Source organism: Clostridium sartagoforme AAU1 (assembly GCF_000401215.1).
GTDB classification, from domain to species: domain Bacteria; phylum Bacillota; class Clostridia; order Clostridiales; family Clostridiaceae; genus Clostridium; species Clostridium sartagoforme.
This window is the reverse complement of the sequence record NZ_ASRV01000216.1, coordinates 1-8,625: the sequence shown is the minus strand read 5'-3', so window position 1 is coordinate 8,625 and position 8,625 is coordinate 1. Positions and strand designations below refer to the sequence as shown.

At 27.5% G+C, this 8,625-nt stretch carries 12 protein-coding genes and 1 pseudogene; 12 read left to right on the top strand and 1 reads right to left on the bottom strand.

The features are described from left to right. Window positions 1-79 precede the first annotated feature (79 nt). From A500_RS17155 to A500_RS17115, 9 genes and pseudogenes are all read left to right on the top strand, one after another. Window positions 80-427, top strand: coding sequence for a TIGR04076 family protein (locus A500_RS17155; protein ID WP_016208833.1), 348 nt, complete (start codon window positions 80-82; stop codon window positions 425-427). Window positions 428-508: 81 nt separating this feature from the next. Beyond that, the gene (locus A500_RS17150) at window positions 509-1,309 is read left to right on the top strand and encodes a CPBP family intramembrane glutamic endopeptidase (protein WP_016208832.1); all 801 of its coding nucleotides are present in this window, start codon (window positions 509-511) and stop codon (window positions 1,307-1,309) included. Between the two features lie 86 nt (window positions 1,310-1,395). Next, entirely contained in the window at window positions 1,396-1,836 is a 441-nt protein-coding gene (locus A500_RS17145; protein ID WP_479723492.1) for an AAA family ATPase, read from the top strand. A 191-nt stretch (window positions 1,837-2,027) separates the two neighbouring features. Further along, window positions 2,028-2,435 (top strand): annotated as a pseudogene (locus A500_RS17140) (alpha/beta fold hydrolase); the annotation flags it as partial. A 591-nt stretch (window positions 2,436-3,026) separates the two neighbouring features. After that, entirely contained in the window at window positions 3,027-3,617 is a 591-nt protein-coding gene (locus tag A500_RS17135) for a hypothetical protein (RefSeq protein WP_016208829.1), read from the top strand. A gap of 22 nt (window positions 3,618-3,639) precedes the next feature. After that, window positions 3,640-3,930 (top strand): hypothetical protein, encoded by a 291-nt coding sequence (locus tag A500_RS17130; RefSeq protein WP_016208828.1) that lies wholly within the window; start codon window positions 3,640-3,642, stop codon window positions 3,928-3,930. 30 nt (window positions 3,931-3,960) lie between these two features. Then, a complete protein-coding gene (locus tag A500_RS17125) occupies window positions 3,961-4,767 on the top strand; it encodes a DUF3658 domain-containing protein (protein WP_016208827.1) in 807 nt (268 codons plus the stop codon). Between the two features lie 103 nt (window positions 4,768-4,870). After that, window positions 4,871-5,482, top strand: coding sequence for a class I SAM-dependent methyltransferase (locus tag A500_RS17120; protein WP_016208826.1), 612 nt, complete (start codon window positions 4,871-4,873; stop codon window positions 5,480-5,482). 349 nt (window positions 5,483-5,831) lie between these two features. After that, entirely contained in the window at window positions 5,832-6,263 is a 432-nt protein-coding gene (locus A500_RS17115) for a hypothetical protein (protein ID WP_242835161.1), read from the top strand. A 340-nt stretch (window positions 6,264-6,603) separates the two neighbouring features. Here A500_RS17115 and A500_RS17110 read toward each other — a convergent pair whose 3' ends face one another. Next, window positions 6,604-6,894 (bottom strand): hypothetical protein, encoded by a 291-nt coding sequence (locus A500_RS17110; protein ID WP_242835160.1) that lies wholly within the window; start codon window positions 6,892-6,894, stop codon window positions 6,604-6,606. Between the two features lie 314 nt (window positions 6,895-7,208). On the opposite strand from A500_RS17110, the gene A500_RS17105 reads away from it, so the two are divergent. The 3 genes from A500_RS17105 to A500_RS17095 all read left to right on the top strand — a co-directional run bounded on the left by A500_RS17105 (window position 7,209) and on the right by A500_RS17095 (window position 8,614). After that, the gene (locus A500_RS17105; RefSeq protein WP_016208823.1) at window positions 7,209-7,685 is read left to right on the top strand and encodes an RNA polymerase sigma factor; all 477 of its coding nucleotides are present in this window, start codon (window positions 7,209-7,211) and stop codon (window positions 7,683-7,685) included. Further along, window positions 7,682-8,119, top strand: coding sequence for a DUF3955 domain-containing protein (locus tag A500_RS17100; RefSeq protein ID WP_016208822.1), 438 nt, complete (start codon window positions 7,682-7,684; stop codon window positions 8,117-8,119). The genes A500_RS17105 and A500_RS17100 overlap by 4 nt, the downstream gene beginning before the upstream one ends. A 123-nt stretch (window positions 8,120-8,242) precedes the next feature. Next, window positions 8,243-8,614, top strand: a complete 372-nt coding sequence (locus A500_RS17095; RefSeq protein WP_016208821.1) for a MerR family transcriptional regulator — start codon at window positions 8,243-8,245, stop codon at window positions 8,612-8,614. Window positions 8,615-8,625 lie beyond the last annotated feature (11 nt).

The following is an 8,625-nucleotide window of genomic DNA, read 5'->3' as shown; positions in this document are numbered from 1 at the left end:
CTATATAAGCATTATACGGTTTACAAAATATGGTACAATATAAGGTGAGATAGATAAAAAGAGATTTGGAGGGTTAATTATGAAAAAGTGGTATGATGAGGAGTACAAATTTGAAATTGAGGTAACTGGGTTTCTTCGAAGTGACCATACAGAGCGGTACTGCCGAAATGGCGAGGAAATTGGAGATAAGTATACCTGCACTTATGGATGTCCGGTAAATTCGAATGGACAGGGCATTTGTTCCAAGGTTATGATGATTATGTTCCCAATCATGGAAGCAGTCAGAAGCGGCGGAGATTTGGAGAATATTGGTGGAAGTGCTAAGTATAGCAAGGATATTGTATGTCCAGATGGCTGCGTTATGTTCAGACTGAAGGCAGAGAAACTTGGCAATGAGAATTTTTATAAGGGGAAGTTCTTTGATTAGTTTTGATTTTTATTGTGCGCAGTTTAAAGATAAGCAAAGTATATAAATAATGAATACTTTAAAATATGAGGTGAAGAAATTATGACAGATAAAAAAGTTAGAATACAATTTACGATTCTAACATTTTGCATAGCCTATCTTGTATCAGGTGCTTTGATTATTCTTGGACATTTCGGATATTCGGTTTACAATTGGGTTCACTCAGTGCAGCAATTTATGATGAATATTCCCTTTTCAATCTATATTTTATCACCAGCTATTGCTTCATATATAGTTTTGAAGAAGAATAACAAAATAGCAGATTTTAAAGAATGGTTGAAAACTGTTTTTTATTTTAAAAATAACATTTTACCATACTTGTTTGTTGTTTCAGGTCTTGCACTATATTTTCTAATACATATTATAGTTTCAGGTAGTAGAGAAATGGTGCTTCCATTTTATACGTTCTTTCTATCTCTACCTGGGTGCCTTATTATTGGGGGATTAGAAGAATCTGGTTGGATGTACATATTACAGCCTGAACTTGATAAAGAATATGGCTTTATTTTATCTTGTATTTTTACAGGAGTAATTTGGTTTTTTTGGCATATTCCTCTCTTTTTTATTCCAGGGACTAATCATGGGGAGGGACTAATTAACTTTTGGATGTTTGCAGTTCAACTAATGGCATTTCGTTTTTTTAACGGAGCAATCTACAAGATATCAGGGAAAAGCTATGTGTTTATGTGCGTATTATTCCATACCATGTTTAATGCAGTATCACCTATCTTTGGAACCATGACTATGACTTGGATAGGAACTGTTGTTGCAAATGCTATGATTATTATTGTTTCAATTGTAACTGTTGGGATGTACAACAAAAGAAAATTAAATAAACAATAGCTTAAATGATAGGTGGTTAAAATTATGAAAAATCTTATTTTTATAAATGGAACAATGGGGTAGGTAAGACAACAATAAGTAAAGAATTGAAAAATATATTACCTAATTGTATTTTTCTTGATGGTGATTGGTGTTGGGATATGTCACCATTTATTGTGACGGATGAAACTAAAAAGATGGTACTTGATAATATTACTCATCTTTTAAATAATTTTATTTCTTGCTCAGAATATAAAAATATTATTTTTTGTTGGGTAATGCATGAAGAAAGTATTTTTGATGATGTATTATCAAGATTAAATAAAGATGACTGTATGTTACATAAATTTTCTATAGTATGCTCAGAGCAAACATTAATTTCGAGAATTACAAAAGACATTAATCAAGGAATAAGAAAAAATGATGTCATTGAAAGAAGTGTACCAAGATCAAATAATTACTTTCAAATGGATACAAGGAAAATTGATGTAAGTTATATTTCGGCCAAAGAAGCAGCAGAAATAATATATAAATTAATTGCAGAATAAGAATACTAACTTTTCTTAATTCCATTATTTTACAATTGAATGGTTATATCAAAAAGCTAGATTTACAATTCATATATTTGTATATAGAAGAATAATATATTAAATGAAGAAGTTTTGTAAATGGAGGTATTTATGTGGGGTACTATGTTAGAGTAGAACCTAATGTAACAATTTATGTAGAGGATATTAACCCATATGGTGCAGAGAAAGAAGATATAATCAAGATTATTCAAGGAACAGATAATGATCGACCTAAAATGCTAAGAGATTTTGGTGATATATTCTTTTTTCAAAATATATCACAAGCATTATCTGACTGGTTCTTTCAGTTAGGATTACAGGCAGCAGGGTGGGCAACTGCAGCTATTGCAAATACTTGGATAGATGAAGTGCTATTTTCTGATTTAAGAAAAATAAGTGTTCCAACTTTAATTATTCATGGTATTCATGATAAAGTTGTTCCTTTTGAGCTAGGTGAAGTACAAAGTCAAAATATCGAAAACTCAAAACTTATACCATTTAAGTATAGCGGACATGCTTCATTTTATGATCAGAGGGATAAATTTAATGAGGAATTAATGAAATTTATAGAAGAATAAAATTTTTCAACATAGAGTGAAATAATAAAAAATAATGGAATAGGATAATTTTAAAAAGGAGATGTTTATATGACAACTCCTTTTTATATAGGAAAATCCATTAATAAATAGAAGCTTTAAAACTAAGTAGTAGTCTATTGGTAAAATATGTTACAATATAACTTATAATACATTATTGGGATATGAAAATATAGGGAGTTTGTTAGATGGCCATCATGGCAAGTTATAACAGTAATAATCTATAAATTTATAGCTATTGGATTGGGAGCAGAGCTAGTAATAAAAAGAAAAAGTAAAAAGAAATATACTAAGGCCACGGTTCAATGATATAAGTTATTACATTAATGACAATTATGAGATTTCTATTGGAAAGTGTACTGTTGTTGATAAGAGTTCAAAGGGAGTAACTCCATCACTTATATTAAATGAAAATACATATTATTATAATCCAAGGTCCAATAAAATTACTGAAGGAAACAATTATAAGCTAAAATATCTTCCAAACAGTAAGTATGTTATTGAGGCAGAAGTTATTGAATAAATGAATATGAGAAATATTGTAATATTAAAAAACTTAGGAGGTTTATAAATATGAAAAAACTTACTTTAGGTATATTTTCTTTAGTTTTAATTTCTCTTTTAATAAGTTGTGGTAGTAGAACTTTAACTGTATCAAAATCTATTGAAGAATTCTTTAATAAAAAAGCTTCAAATGAAAAGGTAGATATTTTACTTACAAAAGATATGGGTAATGAAAAAATTGTCTTAGCAGAAATGAATGAAAAAGATGGAGAACAACATACTAATCTTTTTTTACTTAATGAAAATAATGAAATTTTAAGTTGGACTAGCGGAAGAAAGCCAATTAGCCAATGTTTCTCTGTAAATACACTAATTTATAATGACAAAAGAATTATTTTTGGAAGTTTTAATGATAGTAAGTACATTCCATCTGAAGATAAAAAAGTAAGCGTAGATATATCCCAAATAGATATTACCCTTAGTGACAATAAAAACATTCGTGAGAGTGTTACTTTAGATAAGGGGTATCTTGTGATAACAGATATATCTGATATAAAAGATGTTAAGATTTTAAATGAGAAAGATGAAGTTCAAAGTACACTTAGTGATATTGAGAATATAGTGGATGAAATGGATTTTAATATTTATAATACGAGGTAAATTTTATTTTTAGGAGTTTAAAATGACTTTAGGGGTAAAAATATCTATATCTTTTATATTAATTTTAATTTGGAGTTTCATAAGCATTTTAATAAAGAAAATACCAGATGAAATATTGTATAAAGAGAAATATGGATATAAATTAAATAAAGAATTTCATATTAAAAGAATAAGACGAATATTAAACTTATTAATATTTGTAAATATGCTTATTTCTATATTTATATGGGTTGGAAGTGAATTTACGATTGCTTTAATATTTCTGCAAGGGATTGTCCTTATTATAAAATATGGTAAACATACTTATAAATAGTATCAAATTAGAAACTATAAAGGAGATTTTATGTTAGAAGTTTTATTTGGAGAAAGTGGAGCTGCATGTATGGAAATAGCTATAGAAAAAGGAGTTATTTCAGGAAGTTCAGAAAAAGTTATTTGTCTTGCTTTAATGTTAGATATTGGTGATATTAAAGAAAAAATAGATAGTTCTTATAGACATAACCTTATTTTTGATATGTACACACAAAATGGCTATGATAATGATGAAGATACACTAAAAGAGCTTAAAAAAGCTGGAAAATATTATACTGATGAATATAAAAGGCTTATAAATTATGTTTTAAATGGAGAAGCAATTCGAATATGGTATAGTAATGCTCCATATGAGATGTGTGGTTTTTACTATATATGTGATTTGCTAAAAGATATTGGAACTGAAATTTTTGCAATAAAATTACCAGATTACATAAAAATAGATGATATAGTTGTTTCATTTCAATCTTTGGAAGAAGTTGGACCGGAGCAATATAAGACACTTATTAATTATCAAAGAAGAATATCTGAGATAGAACTAAAAATGTTTAGTAATGCCTGGCTCATGCTTGTAGAAGAAAATAGTGCTCTAAGGGTAGTAGTAAATGGGAGGTTAATAGGAGTTTGCGAAGACTTCTATGATAACCTAATTTATAAACATATTGGATATGAACCTATAAAAGAAGTCAGATTAATTGGAAATATTCTTGGTTTTTATCAGTTAGGAGTTAAGGACTGGTGGTATGCATCAAGAATTGATTGTATGATAGAAAATAATAAGATTAAGGTAATAGAGGATCATGATAATAAATATGAAAGAATAATTTCAAAGCTCTAGGCAGGGTATAGTTTGTCTATATAATGCTGAAGAGATAAGAAGAATAAAAATGGATAATATTATTTTATCTATTTTATATTTATATTTAAAGGGGGAATTTAATATGCTTGAAATATTTAAGCAAATACCACTGTATAGATTTCTTATGTATTGTAATGAAACGAACATGGAGAAAATAGTATTGGATTGTGGAGCAGGTGGAGACTCTCCACCATTAACTTTATTTCGTGAATATGGATATATGACAAATGGAATTGAGATGGATTTAGCTCAAATTGAGAAAGCAAATAATTATGCTAGGAAAAGTGGACATCAACTCAAAATCCAACAAGGGGATATGAGAAAATTGAATTTTAATAACGAATATTTTAGTTTTGTTTATTCATACAACTCTGTATTCCATATGACAAAGGAAGAGGTCTGTAAATCTGTAAATGAAATGAAGAGAGTGCTTAAACCTCATGGATTATTATTTGTGAATTTTCTTACCATCAGGGATTTTCGCTGTGGTACAGGTGTTGATTTAGGTGAAAATCAATATGAGCAACTTGATGATAATATTCCAGTAATACATTCATATTTTGAAGAATCAGAAGCAGACAAATATTTTGATGATATGAAAATTCTTTATAAAGAAAGCAGGGTTTTAGAGAGAATATTTGAAGGAGAAAGGATCAGACAAGGTTTTGTTGATTATATAGTTGAGAAGATTTAAATTTAACTTATATAAATGACAATTTCATTGGTCTTATTCCATTTAAAGATGATATTAATATTGAAGCGAAAGTAGTAATTTTTCATAAATATGAATTGTCAGGAGAGAAAATAACGATTAAAGTTATGGTGTAAATTTAATAGTATTTTATTGTAAAAATATGATATAATTGATTTATAATTGTAATATATTTCTAAGTGGTGACACTTATTTAACAAAAAGATAAGAAAACGGGAATTTATAAGCCTGTTATAAAGGTAAATATCAAGCGTATTATTTTTGCTAAGGAACCTATAATAGCAAACCTAGTACTAAGAATGGGAGGATAATAAAAATGAAAAAATTAGTTATGATTAGTCTGTGTTTGTTTATGTTAACAACAATATCTATTGGGTGTAGCTCTACGAAAATAAGCTCCAGTAGTGGTAGTAATACTACTGAAAAGAAAATACCTGACTTAACTGGTGAATGGAAACAAGAAAATAGCAAATCTGATGACTCTTATCAATCAGCAACAATAACTGGTGATACTATTACAATTGATTGGGTAAGTGATAATGGTGATACAAAATCACTTTATTGGGCTGGTTCTTTCGTCGCTCCAACAACTTCTAATGAACCTTATTCATGGGATTCGAAGAATGACCATAGTAAAACTGAAAGTGCATTGCTTGCTTCTAGTGATGATACTAAAACTATGAAATATGAAAATGGTGTCTTAAGTTATGAAGTGTCTGCAATGGGCACTACTACAGTGGTTAAACTCAAAAAGCAACAATGATGACAATAAAAAGAGAAAAGTACTTTTTTCTATAACTTTAATAAATAAGAATAATGCTCAGGCTAAATTCAAATTTATGGGTTAGTTAGTTCACATTTTTAAATTATTGTGAAGTATAAATTAAATATTAAATTAATTGAAATGCCGTATTATTAAAAAGAATATGCGGTATTTTTTAGTGAGTAATTTAGAAAAAACAGTAAGCTCTAAAATTATTTATCAATAAAAAAATACTGTATATTAATTTCTGATATAATACAGTATTTTAATAAATTTATAATAAAAATTAATTAAATTTTATCAAATGATAGTGCTACTTCTCCGTCACCAATTATTGCTATTATTTTTTGGGTGCAATATTACGGAGATAAAATTTAGTGTTATATGGTATTAAGCTAATAAATTGAACATTCATATTTTCATCAAGAATCATGATTTTAGTAGGGGTGTTGGTAATTAGTGTTACTCCTATATCAACATCATTTTTATTATCAAATTTATAAAAACCTTCTGTATAGGTTTTTGAAATAGTTGGTACAGGTTCAGCATAATTAGATGTTGTACTTGCATTAACACTGTTAGTCAATGATATAAGTATTATTATTGCTAAAAATATTTTTTTTATCATCATTTGTATTCTCCTTTATTTTTTATTTTTTGATAAAAAAATTTTTTATGCTTATAATGTAGATTTTTAATGATAATTCAGTTTGCAATTTAAATATATAGCGAACTAATTAAAAAGTATTATCTTTGAAAAGTGAATAGTACGGTATTTTGTAAGATATACAATAATAAGTTTAGAATGTAATATAATATAATGCGAAATAAAGTGTATATGATCTTTATTTAACTACTTAGTTTTGTAAGTAGAGTAAAAATTTTTGTGGAATGTTGTAACGAAATATAATTTTGATAGTCTTATATATGAAAGGTGGTGAGAATGTGACTGAATTTGAAGAAATATACTCTGAATATTTCAAGGATGTATATAGATATGTGTTATGCCTCACTAAAAATAAGAGTATTACCGAGGATATAACACAAGAGACATTTTTTAAAGCATTAAAAAATATTAATAGTTTTAAAGGAAATTGTAAAATGAGTGTTTGGCTCTGTCAAATTGCTAAAAACCTATATTTTTCGTATTTAAAGAAAGAACAAAATAATTTTGAAAGAGTTGAAGATATAGTTGATGTTTTTGACGCTGATTTTGAACAAAAAATAGTTGATGATGAAAGTACATTTGAAATTCATAAACTACTCCATAATTTAGAAGAACCATATAAAGAAGTCTTTACCTTGCGTTTTTTTGGAGATCTATCATTTTTAAAAATAGCTGAATTGTTTGGAAAAACAGAAAGCTGGGCAAGAGTCACTTATCATCGTGCAAGAATAAAATTAAAGGAGAAATTAATATGAGATTATCATGTGAAGTTATTAGAGATTTGTTACCATTATATTATGATAAAGTTTGTAGTAAAGAAAGTTCTTCGTTGATAGAAGAGCATTTAGTTGACTGTCCGCAATGCTTAGGGGAATTGCAAAAACTTAAACTGAATTTAGAAAAACCAATTGTTTCAGATGGAGAGATACAAGTAATGGAAAATATTGCGTTAAAATGGAAAAGGGATAAGAAAGTTTGGTTTACAAAGGGTTCCATGTTTATTTCTGCTTTAGCAGCTATAATTTGTTTCATCGCCTATAATGTTATAGGTGCAAAAGTTATGCCAGATGGAACATTGGTTGAGCCATTCGCATTAATACCAATGGGATATATATTTATCTTAGTGTTTATCATTTCACTAATATGCAACTTTGTATTCTTAAAGAAGTACAAAAGTAACACTAAGTAAAATAAGCATATACTAAGTTAGGTTAGTTCACAATATTCAAATTACAAGATTAAAATTAAATATAAGTTAATAAGAATACAAAAGTACTATAATAGTTATTTATAATAAAAAGGTGGGTGTATCTTGCAAAATAATAAATTACTATCAATATCAATAATTATACTTGCGTTGGGTATGCTTTTAAGTTCTATTTATTTTGGATACTCAATACAAAAGGGAAGTAATATACAAGTAGAAAATGCTGCTGTAAATAGTAGTGTTATGAATATATCTGAAGTTGCCAACTATCTTGGAATGACAGAGGAAGAAGTTCAAGGAATAATTAATACAGAAAAAAATATGTTAGAATCAAGAGGAAGTTATACAGGTATTATGTTTCCTTATTTTATAGTAAATGATAAATTATATTTTTATAAAGAGCAAATAGATGAATGGTTAAAAGATATTTCAATTCAACGTAAAGAATATGATACAAAAAAACTCTTTGTATTTTAATAAATTCAAAA